General features: G+C 65.1%; 9 protein-coding genes. All 9 read right to left on the bottom strand.

Annotated features, from left to right (window positions below; genetic code table 11):
- Window positions 1-345: 345 nt before the first annotated feature.
- Window positions 346-2574 (bottom strand): BREX system Lon protease-like protein BrxL, encoded by a 2229-nt coding sequence (gene brxL / locus EGX94_RS03030; RefSeq protein ID WP_021796723.1) that lies wholly within the window; start codon window positions 2572-2574, stop codon window positions 346-348.
- A gap of 15 nt (window positions 2575-2589) precedes the next feature.
- On the bottom strand, window positions 2590-5103 hold the full coding sequence (pglZ, locus tag EGX94_RS03035; protein WP_021796709.1) for a BREX-1 system phosphatase PglZ type A: 2514 nt from the start codon (window positions 5101-5103) through the stop codon (window positions 2590-2592).
- Window positions 5100-6230: an ATP-binding protein gene (locus tag EGX94_RS03040; protein ID WP_021796706.1), complete on the bottom strand. Its 1131-nt coding sequence runs from the start codon at window positions 6228-6230 to the stop codon at window positions 5100-5102. The genes pglZ and EGX94_RS03040 overlap by 4 nt, the downstream gene beginning before the upstream one ends.
- Before the next feature lie 18 nt (window positions 6231-6248).
- Window positions 6249-7283, bottom strand: a complete 1035-nt coding sequence (locus EGX94_RS03045; protein ID WP_021796703.1) for a virulence RhuM family protein — start codon at window positions 7281-7283, stop codon at window positions 6249-6251.
- 123 nt (window positions 7284-7406) lie between these two features.
- On the bottom strand, window positions 7407-8651 hold the full coding sequence (locus EGX94_RS03050; protein WP_123825881.1) for a Shedu immune nuclease family protein: 1245 nt from the start codon (window positions 8649-8651) through the stop codon (window positions 7407-7409).
- 11 nt (window positions 8652-8662) lie between these two features.
- Entirely contained in the window at window positions 8663-12238 is a 3576-nt protein-coding gene (gene pglX, locus EGX94_RS03055; protein ID WP_021796719.1) for a BREX-1 system adenine-specific DNA-methyltransferase PglX, read from the bottom strand.
- Window positions 12235-15750, bottom strand: a complete 3516-nt coding sequence (gene brxC, locus EGX94_RS03060) for a BREX system P-loop protein BrxC (RefSeq protein WP_021796710.1) — start codon at window positions 15748-15750, stop codon at window positions 12235-12237. The genes pglX and brxC overlap by 4 nt, the downstream gene beginning before the upstream one ends.
- On the bottom strand, window positions 15747-16355 hold the full coding sequence (locus EGX94_RS03065; protein WP_021796722.1) for a DUF1788 domain-containing protein: 609 nt from the start codon (window positions 16353-16355) through the stop codon (window positions 15747-15749). Before EGX94_RS03065 ends, brxC begins: the two co-directional genes overlap by 4 nt.
- Window positions 16352-16984 (bottom strand): DUF1819 family protein, encoded by a 633-nt coding sequence (locus EGX94_RS03070; protein WP_081707308.1) that lies wholly within the window; start codon window positions 16982-16984, stop codon window positions 16352-16354. The genes EGX94_RS03065 and EGX94_RS03070 overlap by 4 nt, the downstream gene beginning before the upstream one ends.
- Window positions 16985-17226 lie beyond the last annotated feature (242 nt).

Genomic DNA, 17226 nt, shown 5'->3' on the forward strand with positions numbered 1-17226 from the left:
GGCATCTCGACCCGGAGATGGCCGAACTCGTGCACGAAGGGAGCCCCGCCCGTGAGGGGCCGGCATCTCGACCCGGAGATGGCCGAACTCGTGCACGAAGGGAGCCCCGCCCGTGAGGGGCCGGCATGAAGCGCCCCCGTCAAGATCCAGTGCGCCGGTGAGGATCCCCGAATCCGAGGCGTACAAAACGGAGCATGTCGAGCGGAGCCCCCGGCCAGAGGGGCACGGGGGTGACGTTCTGGGAAGCTTATTCACAGCACGACAGGACGGAGGTCTGACAAGGGGAAGCACTCCTGCGAACAACTCTTGTGAATAAGCCTCTGGACGAGTCGCCGGGGAACGGCGTCACCGCGACTGGTCCCGTCGCATGTACGTGACGGTGAACTCCTTGACCTGCCGGTAGCGCTGCTGGCGCAGGCGCAGATCGAGCCAGTCCGTGTCGAAGGGCTGGAAGACGTCGAGACCGCGGCCCAGGACGATGAGCCAGCCCGTGTCGGCGCTGATCGAACGGTCGTGGATGGTGTCGCTGAACTCGTAGTCGAAGCCGATGCCGGCGACGGCGGAGCTGGTGCGGATCATCTCCAGGTTGGCGAGCTGCTTCCTGGCGTGCTCAGGGTTCTCGTCGACCTTGGTGACCAGATGGACCCCGGTCTCAGTGGCGTCATCGGTGACCTTGGCGATGGTCTCGATGAGCTCCATGAGGTTCCTCGCCTGATGGGGCTGCCGGATGAACGGGTCAGCGACGGTGACCTTCGTGGCACCCCGCAGGTAGGGGCCGAAGAAGCGATCGAAGCTGAATCCGCGCTGACCGTCGCGGAAGGAAAGATGCTGCTCCTCCAGTTCCGACACCGCCGGTGCCGAGTCCGTGGGCGCAGGCACGGCCCCGTCCGCTGTCGAGCCGGCAGCATCCCCGGCGGCGCCGCTGCGGGCTCCCTCCTCGTTGCCGGCCGACGCGCCGACTCCGTTTCGCCCTCGGCCCGAGGCCTCAGCCTCCCCCTCGTCCGCGACGTCCGCACTCGGCGTGCCACGGCGGTACAGCTCGGGGTACTCATTCTCCTCGAGCACCGGGACGGAGGACCACTCCCCGTCGGCGCCCCGGTAGCCGAAACGCACCGGGGTCATCGTCGTGTCGATGCGCACGAGCTGGTCCTTGACGCGTTTGCGCCCTTCGATGGCGGCGCGCAGCAGCGCCTCGATCTCGTCGCAGCTCGCCCGCCCCGTCGGGTGGACCAGCTTCATGAGGCCGGAGAAGGTCTTGTGGATGCCGTCGCGGTCGCGGGTGGAGATGTCGGCGGAGAGCTGGAAATGCTCTCGGTAGCGGTCGGAGTAGTCGAGGTCGCGCATCGACTTGAGCACCTCGGCGAGGTAGTCGACGACGAACCCGTAGCCGGTGGCGAACATCTCGCCGCGGATCTGCTCGAACTCCCAGCCGGGAATGTAGGCGTGGATGCGGTCGAGGAAGGCCGGGTCGTGGTACTGCTCGGGCAGCTCGTCGAACAGATCCGAGTTCTTCAGCATGTAGGGCACCGTGTGGGTGGTGTTGCCGATGAAGACCATAGAGGCCTCGGCGCCGAGCGTCTCCACGCCGCGGGAGAAGGACTTGTTGGCCATGTAGTTCTTCATGATGTCCACGAGCCCCCGGTCGGCCCGCTTCTTGCGTCCGGCGAACTCGTCGAAGGCCACGGTGTCCCAGTAGCCGACCAGGCCGATCCTCCCGGTGGAGTTGTTGACGAACAGCTTGGCCGCGGTGACCTCCCCGCCGGAGATCAGCATGCCGTGGGGTGAGAACTCCGAGTAGATGTGGGACTTCCCGGTGCCCTTGGGGCCGAGCTCGATGAGATTGTAGTTGCGCTCCACGAAGGGGATGAGCCGCACCAGGTGCAGCAGTTTTGCTCGGGCTCCGAGCAGCTCTGGGTTGAATCCGATGGACTGGACGAGCAGGTCGATCCACTCATCAGTGGTGAATCTGGCGCGAGTCGCCTGGTAGCCGTCGAGGTCGAGGTTGGACAGCTGGATGGGTTTGAGGGAGTGCAGCCGCCACGGCGCCTCCTTCGGATCGCCGGAGTGGGCGTACACGATGTCGCAGATGCACCACACCCCGCCGGTGAGCAGCTTGGGGTGCTTGCGCACCACCTCGGAGCTGATCTCCACCCGGGAGATGCCGAGATTGGAGAACTCCGCCTCGTAGACGTCGTCCCGCTCGTTGAGCGCGACGGACACCTTGTCGATGACCCGGTGCCGCCCCTTCTCCCTGATGCGCGACTGCACCAGGCGGTTCTCGCCGCGGTGCACGTAGTGGTCGCGCAGCACGTTGCGCACCTGCTCGATGCCGGAGCGGATGCTCGCCTCGTCGTCGGTGGCGGCGTACTGGCCGAGCAGGTACTCCAGCACGTAGGTGGGGACGATGGCGTTGCCCTTGACCGCCTTGACGAGGTCCTTCCTCACGACCACGCCGGGGAAGGCCTCATTGATCCTACGGTCGAGCGGCGTCATGCCACCGGGGCGGGGAGCCGGGCCCGCCGCGTCCGGCGCCCGGTAGCCCTGCCCCGCCGTGTCGTCCATCTCGTCGTTCATGCATGCCCCCTGAGCTCAGAAGTCGAAGTCGCTGGTGAAGGTGCGCACCAGAGTGAATCTGGCCTTGTCCGGGTATGGCCGTCGTTCCGATGCGCCGACCTGCTCGGACAGGCGCAGCTCGACCGTCCGGCCGTTGGCGTCGTCGGCCTCCTTGCTGAGCATCAAGGTGACCGGGAAGAGGCGGTCCCGCTCCTCGGGCGAGGTCTGCGAGCAGGAAACCCGCACCTCGTTCGAGATGAGGACGTCATCGGCGTAGAGACCGGCGATGAGAGTGCGCCCCTTCACCTTCTCGCTGACCGGCTCCTCCTGGTGGAGCACCACCGTGATCTGCCCGGTGGTGATGCGATCGGTCTGAGCCATGATCCTGACGGCGACCTGCCGGGTGTCCGAGGTGCGGCGCTTGTTGATGGCGAGCACCGGCACGACGATCTCCTGCAATGCTGCCCCGCCGTGCACGTAGCGCACCCCCGAGCCGGCCATGCGCAGCCGGTGGATCGACTTGGGCACCTGGGCCTCGACCCGGCCCGCCAGTCCGAGCTGAGCGGGGGTGAAGGTGGTGAAGGCCGGGCTGCGCTTGAGACCGCGGCCCAGCACGAAACGATGATTCGCGTACAGCAGGGCATCGGCGTGCGGCTTCTCGGTGAGGTACTGCGATTCGTCCAGGGGCGTGTCCTGGTGGAGGAAACCATGGTCGGCGGTGATGAGGACGTTGTTGACGTTCGCGTTGGCGAGTTTCTTCACCAGCCTGATCAGCTCCTCGATGGTGTCCTCGCAGGCCTGGAACACCCTCGATTCGGTGGTCGGGTCGTCCCCCGTTGCGTCGATCTGGTTGTGGTAGAGGTACAGCACCCGGTGCGCCTTGACGAGCTCGCGGGCCTCACCGGGCCGCAGGCGGGTGAAGTCGGAGACCTGGACGGCGGTGCCGCCCACGGCCTGAAGGATGCGGGCGCGGTTCTTCGTCCCGTCGGAGGGGCCGCCGTCGACCTCGACGAGCCCCTTGCTCCCCTCTGCGAGGGCCAGGGTCTTGTGCGGCAGGAGCGCTGCCATGCCCAGTTGGGTGTACGAGGGCAGTGCGCCCAGCATCGCGGCCAGTTCCGCGCTGAAGCGGTCCTCCTCGCGGATGCGGCGGGCGAGTTCCTCGGCCACGTCGTAGCGCAGGGCGTCGGAGACGATGACGACGATCTTGTTGCCCCGGTGCAGAACCGGACGGACCCGCTTGTTGTAGAACGAGGAGGCCGCGGGCGCCTCATCGACCGTCCAGCGGTCCATGGCATCGATCTGCTCCTGCCAGGCGTTCCCGAGGGGCCCCAGGTAGGAGCCGGTGTACAGCGCCTCGACCCTCTGCCTGAGGGATCCCAGTGGCTCGTCGAGGACGGCCCTGCCCGCGTGCACGATGAACTGGCGGTAGGACTGGTCGATGGCGAACCATTCCTCGACGTACCGGCGGAATCCCTCTGCGGGCGAGCCGATCGAGGGGGGCAGCGCTTCGATGCGGGTCGACAGCGTGGAGGCTGCGGCGATGGCTTGATAGTCCTGCTCGTACTGCTGCTGGTACCAGATGCCCGTGGCGCGCCGCCCCACCGTTCTGCGCACGTCCTGGTCCGTCATGGTTCGCTGTTCGACGCCCGTGGCCAGGAGCGCGATGATCCGCTGGTCCACTTCCTCGAAGGTGAAGCGCTCGGCGAGGGCGGGCAGGTCCAGTTCAGCGACGCGGTCTTCGATGGCGAGTTCGTCGGCGGCCCGGCGGGCCAGGGCCCGGTGGGTGTCCGCGAAGCGGACGTCGTTGCTCCACATGCTGAAGTCCCGGCCGATGTTGCGGTACTCGCCGGGCGTGGGCGAGGCGAACTTCTCCCAGGCCCGCGCGAAGAGCCACCGGACGAAGTCGTCGACGGACGGCGTCTCGGCGCCGTAGCCGTAGATGTCACGGGTGCCGGCCCAGTGGAAACCGGCCAGGCCGAGCCCGGTGATCTCGTCGATCCATGTCGACTCGCCCGAGGCGTTCTCCGTCAGCAGATTGCGCCAGATGACATCCAAGGAGTTCCCCTGGCAGCCGATGACGGCGGCGACCATCTTGGCCGCGATGTCGGTGGCGTCGTCACCGTTCTCCAACCGGGCCTTGAGGGCGGCGACGCGCGATTCCTGCCTGAAGAAGGCCGGGTACTGCTCGGCGATCTCGCGCAGTGCCGGACCGCCGCCGAGCTCCTGGACGACGAGCGAGGCGGGGTCGGCGGTGAATGTTCCGTATGCCAGCTCGAGGTCAAGCAGCCAGTTCGCCACGGGATCGTCCGGAACGGGCGAGGGGCGGTGGATGAGGAATTTGCGCGTCGGCTCGGCGGCCAGTACGCGCCGCTTGATCGCGAATTCGTTGCCGTCCACGCGGAGCACGGTCACGCCCGGCAGATCAAGATCCTCGATGCAGCCGTTGTCGTAGTCGCCGTCCGGATCGTTCCAGATGACGATCCGGCCGGCCTCCCCCGGGGCCTCGAAGCGTTCGCCGAGCTGGCGCTGGATGATGGACAGGGCGCTCATTCGGCGTCTCCCGCCACGGCATCGAGGTGGGCACGCCCCGCATCGGTGAGTCGGTAGTGCTGGAAGCGGCTGTTCGGTTTGTCCGGGATGGTCCTGGCCAGATAGCCCTGTTCGACGAGCGGCAGCAGGTGCCGACGGTAGTTCCCATAGGCATCACTAAGACCGATCGTCGTCAACAGATCGGCGCGGGAACAGGGCCCGGCGGCGGCGCGGCGAAGAAGAACTGCGACTTGCTCACTCGACTTGCTCACTTGCTCATCGGATGGCTCGACTTGGTGACTCAGCGGTCCTCCTTCAGCCTCTCGTGCAGGACGTGACCGGCCCGCCGGATCGTGGCTGGGCACGTAGACGGTGACCCGCACCCGATCCATGATCTCCTCGATCACGAGTTCGGGCAGGCCTGCCTCGGCCACCTGGTCGAAGACCCGCTGCACACCGGTGCCCCACTGCTCCATGATCCCGGCCTCGCGGAAGACGCGGGCCAGGGCCGGATTGCGCAGCCGGGACGCCCGGCGCATGGTCTCCACGGTCATGCCGGGCAGCAGGAGCCCGGGGCTGTCCACCTGAATGCGGTCGTCGTAGAAGCCGACGCGGATGGGGGTGCTGCGCTCGGCGTAGCTGGCGTGGACGAGGGCGTTGACGACGACCTCGCGGACGGCCTCCTCGGGGATGGACCAGACGTCGCGGCGGCGCACCCCGCCGAAGACGGCCGTCCGGTAGGCGTGCTTGAGGAGGAAGTCCATGGCCTTGTCGACCGCCAGCGGCATGGGACCGTGGATCTCGATCTGGTCGAAGATATCGGTGCCGCCGGGGCCGCGGAGCCTGCCGCACTGCACCCATGCCGACGGCAGGAAGCGGGTGGGGCCGGGGCAGGCGGCGAGGATGCCCGCGTAGGTGGGCACGATCCGGCCGCCCTGTCCTGCGGCCAGACCGAGGGCGAGGAAATCGTCGACCTCGGTCGGCCGACCGCGCAGCTCGGAGAGCACGGCGAGATCGAGATCGGCCAGGTCGGCGCGGGGCTCGGGTTGTTCCTCGAAGGAGAAGCCGCGCGCAGTGCGTTCGAGTTCGACGACGAGTGCGGGGTCGGCCTGCCGGGTGGTGGGGCCGAGGGTCAGCAGTCCGTCCACGGTTGCACCTCCTCATCCTCACGAGCGGCGGGCGGGGCGCTCATGCCTCATCGCCTCCATCATCCTTCGTCGGGTCGGCCCTGTGCTCGAGCTCCCGCAGGCTCCGCAGGTCCGCCTCCTGGGCGTCGAGCGCCCGCCGCCTCTGGTCGTAGAGCTCGTACGGTCCTCGGCGAGGGCCCGGGCGACATCGGCGCAGACCGTCCCGGCGTGGGTGAGGAGCTCGCGCTCGTTGAACTGGAGGAAGGCGTCGAGCCGTTCGGCCCACTGGGCCATGGTCATGGTACGGCGGCGGCGGGCCTGGGTCTCGGCGTAGTCGAGGTACATGGTGACGATCTGATCGAGGTCCTTGGTCTCGTCGCGGTCGAGGTACTTCTTGGCGACGGCGACGTCGCCCTTGCGCATGACCTCGCCCCTCCAGCTGGTGAGCCCCATGACGGGCGCATCGGGGTCGCTGCGGAGCGCGACGATCTCGGCGGCGGTGTGCCCCGTGACGGCCCAGAGCATCTTGTTCTGGACGGCGGCGAAGAAGGTGCGGGCCTCATCGCTGTCGGCCCGGTAGTCGACGGCCGTGGCGTAGAAGTCGCGGACCTTCTGGTAGAAGCGCTTCTCGGAGGCCCGGATGGCCCGGATGCGCTCGAGCAGCTCGTCGAAGTAGTCCTGCCCGGATCCCTCGGCGAGGCGGGCGTCGTCCATGGCGAAGCCCTTGACGAGGTACTCGCGCAGGACGCTGGTGGCCCACTGGCGGAACTGGACGGCGCGCGGCGTGGTGACGCGGTAGCCGACGGCGAGGATCATGTCGAGGTTGTAGACCTTGATCTCACGTCTGACCCTCCGGGCGCCCTCCGTGCGAACCATTAACTCTGAGTTAACAGTCTCCGCCGTGACCTCGCCGTCCGCGAGGACTCGCCTGACGATCTGGGCGATGTTCGGCACCGATGTGTCGTAGAGCCCGGCCATCTCCGCCTGGGTGAGCCACACCGTGCCGCCCGAGGCCCGCAGTCGGACACGGCTGCCGTCATCGGCCTGATAGAGGATGATCTCGCTGCTGTTCACCGCTCCCCCTTCTACCCATCCAAGTAATAATACTTAGAGTGCAGGCAAAAATATCAACGAGCCTTAAATCCAAGAGCGTTAAAGATATGATCGAACATCAATTTAATTAAGGTGGTTTTACATTTATTCATTAAGGCTTTTTATTCCTTGTTTTTCAAGCCTTTTCTCAATCGAATTTACAATGTTGTTCAATCGGCGCAATAAATCGTCGTATGTAATGATGTCAGCTATATTTTTGTTTCCTCTTCGGATGAACTCAAAATCAAATCTTTCTCCATTTGACAAATTGGAATCTCTACCAGCGAGAATATATGCTCGTGGATTTGTAATTTTGATATGAATGGAGTCAGGAAGCGTCTCTTTGTAACGAGATTTTATATCGTGCTCACCTTTTATTCCCATCTTATTTAAGTAAAAAATATATTTTTCGCATTGTACAATCGCTCCAGCCAACTCACGCACTGGGACATGGTTATCTCGATAAGTTCGTTTTGAAACAAGACACCTAGAAAATGGTTTCTTGATTTCAAGAATATCGACTGATCCATTTGAATCAACTAACAACATATCGATATAACGATTGGCAAGTCCCCCTAGTGTTGAGTATCGTTCTTTGACATTCACTTCTTCCAACACGGAAATATATCGTGGGAACACGAGAGTGAAAAGTTTTGCAACCTGACGACGCCAATCAGTCTCGGAATATGCATCAGCATCCTTGAGCATTTCGTTAAATCTATCTCTAGTATAGATAAATTTTTCTAGCTCCAATTCATCAGTGGCTTCCAGTCTTGTAAAATCAGTCGACCGATAACCACGAGTTCTTTTCTCCTTGCGATTCATGTACTGAATGAGTCGTTCCTCAGCCTGCCCGCGAGTCTCGAGGTAAGTTTGGAGGACTCTTTCAATTCTGGCCTGGGTGTAATATTTAAGCTCAGTAGACGTCGGAAACTCTTTGACAAGATGAATGAAATCAGCTTCGTCGATTGCATCAGGCCTAGCACCTCCAATTATTATTTGCCTACCCGCCACTTCATCAAGAGCCTTAAACACTGAGATGTTACGTTCAGTGATGAAATAGCTACGTTTCAACTTCATGGAGGCTGCAATTAGCAAATCGTGGTCTAGTCCGAGTACAGCAGAGCGAACTCTGCGATACCCATCTTTTATATCGCCAATAGCAAAGACTCTGTTTTCTTCAAATGGATCATCATCACTTTTTCGAAGGTCCTGTATCCTGACTGTAAACACTCGAGAAATAACAACTTCACCATCGTTGCGAAGCTGTTGATCCACCCATTCAATGGAATAATACTCCGATGAGTATCTTAAAAGAAATTCATCCTCGTTATCAATGAAGGTGATCACGATCAAACCTCTCAGTCCAATTGGGCAATAATCCAAGTCCAACTCTGAACATCGCGTCGTTTCTCCTCGATGGCCTTGATCCTGACGAGGGCCTTGCCGAAGCGGAGGTAGTTGACCAGGACGCCGTCGTCCAGGTCAAGATCGAGGTTCCGGGTGGCCAGCGGGTAGAGGACGTCGCGCTCGTAGTCCTCGCATTCGAGCAGGTCCTTGCGGTACTTGTCGGCCCTCTTGAGGTTCGCACTCCTATCGGATCGCTCCAGTTGGTCGATCTCTGCACGGAGCTTGGTCTGGAATTCGCGAAGGTACTCGTTGAGCACGGTGTTCAGTGCCGCCGGGGTGTAGCGGTGCAGGTAGATCAGCGCGTTGAAGACGCCCTTGCCATCGGGGCGCGAGGAGAACATCCAGTAGATCGGGCGGTTCGAGTAGCGCTTGCAGTGGTCCTTGTAGAAGTCCCTCAGGAAGTACCGTCGCAGGGGTTTCCCGAGAACGGATTCGATGCATCGGACGTTCTCCTCGAGATTCGCCTCCCCGAAGGAGGCCTTGAGGAAGGTTCGGAAGCGGGCGACGATGTCATCCTCGAACCAGTCGCCCTGTGTCACGGGGATGACGTTGTCGCCGTCCGGCGCGAAGGCGGGCTCTGGTACCCGTGCCACGTAGTCCTGGATCGTCTCGCCCTGACTGGCCAGGATGAGCCCGGGTTCATCGAGGCTGTAGCGGCCGAACATGCAGCCCACGGCGTAGGAGATGAGATCGCGGACCGCATCGGCCGCGAACAGCCCGCGGTATTCAGCCTCGCTACGTTCTTCACCCTTGGCGGGGGCATAACGGAACCACGGGTTCGAGGCCAGGGAGACTCGGTTGAGCGGAACCTCGGTCGGCACCTCATCCTCCAAGCCGTAGACGCAGGCCCAGTAACGGTTGTTCTCGGTCTCCAGCTCCTGGGCCTCATGAGCCGCGTCGATCGAGTCATTCCACCAGAGCCCAAGAGCATCTTCAAGCGGTCCATTAAACTGTGCACGCCCCACCAGAGGAGAGTCAGTGAATCCCCATGAAGTCTCATAGGAATCCCAGTCACAACGAAACAAATCGGTCAATCTACGGGAGACCTGATTGATAGACTGAAAATGTCCATTCCCACTATTATCACTCTTATGAAGAGGCAGTTCGGACAGTTGTCCAATCTCGAACATGATCGTTGGCGCGAGAACACTCATCAGAACATTTGTCACGTTCGAGTTGAGGAGCGACAGCAGATCAGATTCTGTTGCATCACCCACAATGAATGGAGATTTGTCGTTCGGAATGAAACCGGGAATGGAGTATCGGAATCCAATGTCACCGCTTGACAGTCGAGACCACGAGATCGCCGGCTTGAAGTAGGAGTCGATGTTCTGCGGGCGAGACTTCTGCTTCCCTCCCGCGTCACGGAACTCTTGAATCTCGGCGCCGTCATGCTCCCAGTTCACCACGTACTCCTGGTTGCCCCACCACTTGCGGAAGGCGCCGCCCTTGAGGTGGGGGAACCACTTCGCACCGCTGGCGGCGGCCTCCTCGCGGGATGCGGCGGTGAAGCACGACTTGTCCCGGGAGACCTCGAACCAGTGGCGCAGGAAACGCGAGTTGTCCGCCGTGGCCAGCCCCTGCTTCGGGGCGGCGATCTCGCCCAATGGGCTGCCCTCGGCGAAGACCCTCAGCATGGCGGGCGAGAGCCAGTAGGCGATGCGAGCGCCTGGGACACTGGCGAGTTCCCGGGCTGTCAAGGTGAAGCGGGGAGCGCTCCCCCTCACCGCCTCTGCGAGCAGTTCCTCTTTCTCCGCTTCGGAACTCCCCTCGACCAGCCTGAGGTAGCAGGACTGTCTCTCAGGAGAGCGCCCCTGCTCGAGGATGAAGGCAGTGGTGGAGACCACTTCGCCTCCGATGGAGTCGAAGGCCCTCTCCCCCAGGTGCGCCATCGTCACCGGCGGGGCCGAGCTCAGGATGCGGCTTCGCAGCTCCTCGAAGGATCCGAGGAACATCCAGCCCTGCATCGTGATCATCGCGACCAGCCCGTGGCCGCCCTCGGCCAGCGCGAGGCACCGTTCGATGAAGGCGGCGAAGAGATCGGCCTTGGCCGCCGGGTGGTGCGTCTTCCCCCAGTCCGACAGGACCGCATCCATGTTCTTGCTGCCCATGTACGGCGGATTGGTCACCACGACGGCGTACTCGCGGGCGAGGTACTCGGCCTGGCACAGCACCTGTTCGGCGCGTTCTCTCAGGTTCGCACCGGCCAGAGTGTCAGGGTCGAGATCTTCCGCCTGCGCCTTGGCAACTGCCAGTGTCTCGGAGTCGGGGCGGATGAGTGAGCCCAGCATGTCAGCATGGCGGAAGCACTGCCAGAAGTCCTCCTCGGCCCGGCGGTCGCCGCCGGCGCTGACGAGGCGGTCCAGCTCGTCCGGGGTGAACTCGGCCGGCTCGATGACACGGATCCGGGGCTGGACGTGCTTGCGCAGGAAGCGGCGCTGCCGGGCCCGGGCCTTCATCATGAGCGCGAACGCCGCGAGCGCCCCGGCGCGGCCGTCGATCTCGGTGCCGCGCAGATTGTGCGTGAGGATCAGCTCGGGGATCTCGGAGGGCGCGTAGCCCTCCTCCTCGTAGATCTCGTAGAGCAGGTCGAAGGCGTAGGTGAGCATGTGCCCCGAGCCGCAGGCCGGGTCCATCACCGTCAGCTCCTCGGGCCGCTCGATCCGCAGGAAGTCCTCCTCGCCGGTCGGCTCGATGTAGTACTCCATCCGCCCGCCCAGGGCCGACTCGGGGTGGTTGAGCAGCCACAGACGGCCAACAGAGTTCTGCACCAGATAGCGGACGATCCAGTCCGGGGTGAAGAGCTGGGTCGCGGCGGGGATCTCGTCGGGGCCGGCCTTCTTGTTCCTCTTGAAGCCGGCGAAGACCTCGTTCTTGCGTTCGGAGATGTAGAACTGGTAGAGCCAGCCGATCACCTCGACGTCCTGGCAGTCCTCGACCGTGAGGGTCTCGACCGCCGTGGCCCGCACCGAGCCGTCGGCCAGCAGGTTGCCGGGCATGAGCAGGCTCGTGAAGCTTCCGTCGGCGGCGAACATGAAGGGCATGGCCCGGTGCCAGAAGGCGCAGTGGGCGGCCAGGATCAGCCCGTAGGCCTCGCCCTGCGCGTTGTGGCTGGTCAGGGTTCCGTCGAGCAGGCCGGTGATGCGTTCCACCTGCGCCGGGCGGGTGAAGACATCGGGGTCGAACTCGCCGCGTTTGGCCGCCGCCAGCACTGCCGGTTGGCCGCTCGCTCGGCCCGCCTCGGGCGAGACGACGGGCGTGGGCGTGCACCGGTTGGCGTCCATGAAGCGCAGGGCGATGATCCGGTTGAACCATGCGTAGGCCTGCTCCTCGACGATGCGCCGTCGCCCCTCCCGGCCCCCGCCGTGGCGGGCGATGGCGTCCTCGAGTTCTCTGACCGCACCGGGGGCCTCGACCCGTGCGGTCGAGGCCGGGGCGAGCGCGGCCATGAGCCGGGCCTCGACCTCTGCGATGAGCCCGCTGCGGGCCGAGGCCGCGAAGGCTTCGAGTTTCTTCGTGTCGATCACAGCGAGACCTGCTTCCCCGAATCGATGGCCTCGTGCAGGATGGCGCGCAGCTCCTCGAGGTAGGCGTCGGCGTCGGCGGTGGTGCGCAGCAGCCTGGCCCGGGGCCTCGGCAGGCGGCGGATCGGGAGGATGGGCCGGGGCGGGGCGGCCGGCTCGTCAGAGCCCTGCTCCCGGTGCGGGCGGGCCGTCTCGACGAGTGAGAGCAGTTCGGTGTAGCCGTCCTCGTCGAAGTCGTTCGCGATCTGGCGGATGAGCGGCACCGAGGCGGCATCGGCGATCCTGGCCTGGACGCTGCTGCCCGCATCTTCGACCCCGGCGCGGGCCTCGTCGGTGGTCTCGGCCCAGGCGGCGCTGCCGCGGATGGCCGCCACCCGTGCGTTGACCACGGCGGCGGCCTTCTCGCGCTCGTCGGCGAGCACCCGGCCGAGACCCCTCCGCAGCGCCGCTGCGGTCTCCTTGAGCCGGTTGATGCCCTGCCCGCGCAGGATCCGCGGATCGTCCAGCAGGGCCTGGACCCTCTCGGCCTGCCCGTCATGGAGATAGGCGAGATTGTCGCGGTTGGCGCCCACCAGCCGCATCGCGTCGTCGTAGATGCCCTTCTGGGGGCTGGCCAGGAAGTGGCGCACCGGGTCGATGGTGTCCTCCTTGGCGTCCAGCAGGGCGTCCGCATGGGCGGGTAGTTCCTCGAGGTACCACTCGGTGGGCTTCTCGAGGGTCCGGTCGAGCAGGGCGAGCGGCTCGTCGAGCATCGTCATGAACGGGTACGTGCCCGCGTAGTCGTCGCGTTTCGTCTGCAGGTCCCTGTGCTCCTCGGCAAGGGCACTCTTGACTTGGGATGCCAGCTCCGAGGGATCGGCCGGCAGCTCGCCCTGGGAGAGGAACTCCCGGGCGAAGGCGCGTACGCGCTGCACCGCGGCCGGGTCGAACTGGCGCTGCCGGGTCACGACGATGCCTGCGTGCTTGTGACCGTTGCGCAGGGCCTCGGGAAGCTCGGTGCGCTTGAGCCTGCGCCCGTCCAGGGAGAGTGCGATCCGGGAGGTGATGTGCAGCCTGGTGACGGCGCACAGGATCGTCGCCAGCGGCCAGCCGTAGGGCTTGTTCTCGAAGTGCTCCACGATTCCCCTGACGGTGACGGTGGCATTGAGCCGGTGCTGGGCGGTGATGAAGGCCGCCACCTCGTCGGCGGCCGGCTGGAGCCTGTCCTCGCCGCGGTCGATCATGGCGGGGTCCTCCTCGGCGAACCGGGTGATGTCCGGCTCGGCGTAGTTGATCCCGTCCAGGAGCGAGAGCTGGGTGTAGGTGCGGTCGACGAGCTGGGCCATGGCCTCGTCGATGCGGTCCTTCGGGCCGACCGCCCGCACATTGATCTGGGCTCCGTTGATGATGAATTCGGCCCGTTCGATGGCCTCCCTGACCCGTCCGACCAGCTCTCGGCGGCGTTCCTGGTTGAGTCGGCTCTTGGCGTCGAGGATGTGGCGCTGGGTCTCGGTCAGCGACGAGGAGCGCCGGCGCCGCGCATATTTGTCCGTCTGCACGTGCAGGCGCAGGTCGGCGTACAGCCGCGGGTCGTCGGGCAGCAGCACCCGTACCTCGTCGCGTCCCATGGACTGCGCCATGACGACCTCGCGCGGCTGCCCCAGTGCCCGGGTGACGTAGTGGATGGCGAGCGGATGGGCGCGGCTGTAGAGGACGTCGTCAAGCCGCAGCTCGTACGTGAAGTCGCGTCCGGTCGGCGTGTGGCGGAAGGTCGTGGACTTCACCACGTCGTCACTGATGATCGTGGACAGGAGCTTGGAGACCTCCGCCGGGTCGATGTCGGTGTTCTTGATCTCCTGCTCGATCTCCTGCTCCTCGTCGGTCAGGTATTCGTAGGCGGTGCCGGCGCGCTGCACATAACTCCGCCCCTCCAGCAGGTCGAGGGCCTCGGTGATCCTGCTGGTGAGCCCGGCGATGTCCTGGTCGAAGCGGTCGTAGAGCAGCACGGTGAGGTTGCGGGCCGTTGCGGTGAAGCCGTCGACGTATTTGACGAGGAACAGGGCCTTGAGCAGGCGGATCGCGATCGTGGAGGTCTCGGAGCCGGGGGGCAGCTGCTTCTCGGCCTCCAGGATGTTGCGGATCGCGGCGGCCTTCACGGTCTGACCGATGCCCGAGAACATGAGGTCGAAGGGCGCCACGGCGCCGACGGGCTCGTCCGCGAGTTCCTTCGCCACGTCCTGGATGACGCCCAGCATGGAGCGCTCGCCGACCGAGGCGTGGCGGCCCTCGAACACGTTGTGCCCCGACAGGCCGACCAGCGCCGCTTGGAAGAGCGGGAACTGGTAGGGCACGAAGGGATAGCTGCCGGTGAAGTGCTCCCGGCCCTGATAGTTGCGGTAGGTCTTGGCCCCGTCCGCGAAGTCGAACAGGGTGCGGAAGTTCGCGCGTTGGGCGTCGTACAGCGCATCGAGCGCGGCCTCGCCGTCGGCGTTCTTGCCGAGCAGGCGCTTCTCGATGACCTCCTCGACATCGCGGCTGGTCAGTTTCATGCGGGTGGCGAAGCGGGCCTGGATCTTGGAGAAGTCGTTGGCCTGCCATGTGGTGCGGTCGCCGATGACCCCGTCCATGTCCTCCTGGCTGGTGACGCACACCCACGCCCTGCCGCCGCACTTCGTGTTGAGGGATTCGACGATGGTCTGGAGGTTGAGCATGAGTTTCGTGTCGGAGCCGATGAACTGGCCCACCTCGTCGGTCAGGAACAGCAGCCGATGATCCGCGGGGCGCTCGGCCAGCCACTGGGCGACCTCGTCGGCGAAGTCCTCGATGGACAGGGTGAACCGCTCCTCGTAGCGGGCGAGGATGTTCTCGGTGGGCGGCTCCCCGGTCACCTTCGCCCAGGCCTGCGTGACATTGCGCTCCTGCAGGATGCCCTCCTCGCGGCCCTGCTCCCAGGGCACCGAGGCGATCTCGGCGAAGGCCTCGCGGAAGCGCCCCAGCAGGCCGCGGCGGTCGAGGTCGCGTTCGAAGCGGGCCACCGACGGCTCGCCAGAGTAGTAGCCGCGGGCCTCGTTGAACACCTTGACGAAGACCTGCAGCAGGGCGTCGGTCTGGTTCTTGTCGATGAGCGGCGCCTTCTGGTCGATGTTGAACAGCAGGCAGGTGGCGGGGATGCGCGCCACCCTCGCCAGCGAGGCGGCGAGCATGGAATCGCCCTCGGCCTTGGCGGTGAAGGCGTCGACGACCGACCCACGAGGATGATCCTGGCCCGGCACATCGCCCAGCAGGTGGGCGAGCATCTTGAGCAGGTGCGATTTTCCGGAGCCGAAGAAACCGGAGATCCACACGCCGTTGCCGCCGCCGTAGACCGGGGCGGTGTAGGCCTCCAGCAGATCGGACAGGGCGGCGGCGGTCTCGCCGGTGAGCACGTACTCGTCGATCTCGGTCGCCAGATGCTCGGCGTCGTCGGCCTTGATGACGCCCTCGATCGGACGGGCGATGTCCTTGGCGAAGATGCTGCCGATCGTGACGTCGCTCATGCTGGCTCCTGTTCCAGGATGTTCTTGGCCCGGTAGTACTGGTCGTCGGAGAGTCTGCCGAACAGCACGAGGGCCGAGCCGAGGGTGGCCGACTGACGGTACTCGCCGGGGAAGAGCACCAGCATCGGCCGGCTCGAGGCCACCGTCTGAAGATTGTTCAGCACGGTGTGGGTGCGGATGACGGGGAAGACCTTGCCGATGCCGGTGAGGAAGAGGATGTCGTAGTCCGGCTGGGCGTCGAGACGCTTCCTGATGGCCGGGGCGATGTGCTTCTCGGGGTCGAGCATCCGCTGGAGATCATGCTGGAAGTCGCTCTTGCAACGGCGGGATTCCAGCTCGTCGAGCCGATCGAGGACGCCGCGCTCCCCCAGCATGCCGATCGCGAGCTCGAACAGGTCGATGGTGATGACGGTCAGGCCCTGCTCGGTCTGCAGCGCGGTGCGGATCCTGCCGGCGGCGGCCGCCACCTCGAGCTCCCACTCGGGTGGATAGGCCCAGATGAAGAAGGGCACCTCATGGCCCAGGCCCTTCATCCGCTGGAAGCGCCGGGACGAGAGCACCGCCAGAACACGCTGCTCCTCCTCGGCCAGGTTGCGCTCGCTCATGCCGGGCTCCCCACCAGCGCGTCCTCCACCGGGAAGAACCGGAGATCGCTCGGCGTGCGGGCGCGGAGGAAGGAGGCGACCTCGCACGACAGCAGCGGAGACAGGATCCGGCCGTCGTCGAGGAGCTCCGCCTGGCGCATGGCAAGGAACAGGTTCACGCGCAGCTTGGACCGGGTGGACGGCTTGACCGCATCGAGCTCGTGGTGCCACAACGCCTTCGCGGCCCAGAAGCGTTCGAAGTCCTCGGCCCCCAACGCGGGAGCGCCGAGGAGGAAGCCGTCGCGCAGCACCTCCTGCGCGAACTCGCCGACGAAGGCGTACCGGCGGCAGAACGCGACCCACATGAGGTGCCTGTGGTCGGGCCCGGGCGCCGTGGCCACGTGCGCCGTCTCCTCGTCGCTCAGGGTCGCCATGCGCTGGATGAGCTCCCGGGCGAGCCGCACCGCCGTGGCGTGCGTGCGGGCGTGGAGCAGATTGCCCTCGTCGAGGGCCCGGCGGGCAGCCGCCCAGTCGCCCAGCTCCCCGTGGAGCCGGGCGGCGACCCTGGACTCCTCGGCGAACAGGCCGCCGACGAGGAAGGACAGGCGGTACGGCTGCGGAATCGTCTCGTGCACTCTGCTCGCTTTCATGCTCGTGCGGGGCGTCGTGGGCGCAGGCGCCGCCCTGCCGTGTCAGTGCTCGCCCGGCCCGCGCTTCACTTCACGAACAGGGTACGGCGGCCCACTGACATGTTGCCGCCCCCCACGCCCGCGCGCAGCGGAGCGCCGTTTCTTCCCGATGTCGGTCATCGGCCCCGAAAGTCCACGCCCGCGCGCAGCGGAACGCCGTCCCGGCCCGTTCACTGTGCGGAGATCGCTCGTCATTCCACCGG

Source organism: Propionibacterium acidifaciens, assembly GCF_003798325.1.
Classification (GTDB): Bacteria; Actinomycetota; Actinomycetes; order Propionibacteriales; family Propionibacteriaceae; genus Propionibacterium; species Propionibacterium acidifaciens.